Source organism: Dapis hubbardiae BLCC-M172 (genome assembly GCF_050016015.1).
Classification (GTDB): Bacteria; Cyanobacteriota; Cyanobacteriia; order Cyanobacteriales; family Microcoleaceae; genus Trichodesmium.
On sequence record NZ_JBNHEQ010000221.1, the window covers coordinates 1 to 1890 of the forward strand.

The window sequence follows — 1890 nt, forward strand, 5'->3', positions numbered from 1 at the left end:
CTGATTTTTTGTCTAATTCTGAGTAAGCGCGATACACTATTGTGCGATCGCTGCCATAAATTTCTTCTAGGAGTTCATAGTTGAGAATTTTCTGCATCAGTTAATTAGACTAAAGGTAATTAATTCCACCTAGATTAATTATATAAAATAATTACTATTGTCTTTGTTGCATGAATATCCTAAACTCCTTGCTGTGCAATATTTTCCTTAATAAAGTTGATTGAAAAAAACCTCGATCGATCGGGCTTCTGAGGCTTTTTTGGAAAAAATTCATGAGTGTATCATATAAAACTCTGATTAGCCTGTAAAAAAGGCCAGCTAAGGCCAGCTTTTGTCCAACGAAATTACCTATAGCAATCCTATTTCAATTAAGAGCCGACATGAATGCGGAGCATGACCTTAGGAAAGCTTTGGAGAATGCAAAACGCGAATCGCCCTTACAGGAGTCAGGAATCAGAATTTTGAAGGTTTTTCGTCAATCTTAACTATTATAAAAATTCTCACAAATCATTTAGGATTGCTATAATACAAGTTTGATGACTACTTGAAAATTTAAGTATTTTTTCTCAATCCCTAAAAGTTTTGTTTCAGAATACTCCTGGTGGGAGTCGAACCCACAAAATTAAAACAGATTTTAAGTCTGTCGCGTCTACCTATTCCGCCACAGGAGCAAATGTTGATACTCCTAATGATATTTGAACTCACACATAAGAAGTATAATAACTGAGGGGGCAGGGATCGAACCTGCATTTTCGCTTTCAAAGAGCGATGTCATACCATTAGACCACTCCTCAATAAGAAAGTCAGAAGTAATAGTCGAAGGATTAAAAACTTTGACTGAATTATTTGTCCACCCGGCATTAAATAACTGCCCCGGTAGGGATTGAACCTACGACCGTTCGCTTAACAGGCGATCGCTCTACCACTGAGCTACAGGGCAATAAATCATATCATGTCCGTTGGTATCGTTTGTGTAAAAACTGGAGAAATATCTACCTTATCTTAGAGTTTTTCTTCCTTCTTCCTTCTTCCTTCTTCCTTCTTCCTTCTTCCTTACTTTCCCTATATAATACCGATGCTACCGAACATGATATTACACCTGCGTTTGGTGGCGGAGGTGAGAGTTGCACTCACTGATTTTTAGGGTATGAACCTACTGAGCCACTCTTGCTCCATCTCCGCGTGTCACCAATACCCCTGACTGGAATCGAACCAGCAACATCTAGATCCTAAGTCTAGCGCCTCTTCCTGTTGGGCTACAGGGGTGTATTCTTATAGAATTGAGAATTCTGAATTTAGAATTCAGAATGACTATAACTGCTATTTCTAGGATACCCCCCAGATCAGTATCGAACTGACGACTTCCTGCTCTTCAAACAGGCGCTCTACCAACTGAGCTACCAGGGGATAACGGGAGCGGAGGGATTTGAACCCCCAAGTCTCCAGTTTCGTAGACTGGCGTGTTATCCGTTTACACCACGCTCCCATGAAGTAGTTATAACGATAAAAACATTAACTGTCAACTGATGACTGATGACTGATGACTGATAACTGATAACTGATAAAAAGGTGGGTCAGACAGGATTTGCACCTGCACAGCATTAAGCGACAGTTTTACAGACTGTTGCCCTCCCTAATAGGCGAGCTGACCCAATAATTGCATAATGTTTTCAGCAAAAGCAAAATACACTACACAACGGAGAGAGTGGGATTTGAACCCACGACGGCAATTAAACCGTTTCTTCTTAGCAGGAAGATGCCTTCAGCCACTCGGCCACCTCTCCTAAAAGTCTTTATAGAAGCCCTAACCGTATCTCCAATAAATAGGTTCTGGTGGAGAATTAATTGATAAAAAATGGGTAATAATTGATTTGATGATTGGATGAGTGG

The 1890-nt window shown here is 40.1% G+C and carries 8 tRNA genes; all 8 read right to left on the reverse strand.

Annotated features, from left to right (window positions below):
- Window positions 1–593: 593 nt before the first annotated feature.
- The 8 genes from ACP6PK_RS20505 to ACP6PK_RS20540 all read right to left on the reverse strand — a co-directional run bounded on the left by ACP6PK_RS20505 (window position 594) and on the right by ACP6PK_RS20540 (window position 1784).
- Window positions 594–671, reverse strand: a tRNA-Leu gene (locus tag ACP6PK_RS20505).
- A 52-nt stretch (window positions 672–723) separates the two neighbouring features.
- A tRNA-Gln gene (locus ACP6PK_RS20510) sits at window positions 724–794 on the reverse strand.
- Between the two features lie 74 nt (window positions 795–868).
- Window positions 869–940 (reverse strand) — tRNA-Asn (locus ACP6PK_RS20515).
- Window positions 941–1192: 252 nt separating this feature from the next.
- Window positions 1193–1266: transfer RNA gene (locus tag ACP6PK_RS20520), tRNA-Leu, on the reverse strand.
- Window positions 1267–1334: 68 nt separating this feature from the next.
- A tRNA-Phe gene (locus ACP6PK_RS20525) sits at window positions 1335–1407 on the reverse strand.
- Between the two features lie 4 nt (window positions 1408–1411).
- Window positions 1412–1486 (reverse strand) — tRNA-Arg (locus ACP6PK_RS20530).
- An 84-nt stretch (window positions 1487–1570) separates the two neighbouring features.
- Window positions 1571–1652 (reverse strand) — tRNA-Tyr (locus ACP6PK_RS20535).
- Between the two features lie 45 nt (window positions 1653–1697).
- Window positions 1698–1784 (reverse strand) — tRNA-Ser (locus ACP6PK_RS20540).
- Window positions 1785–1890 lie beyond the last annotated feature (106 nt).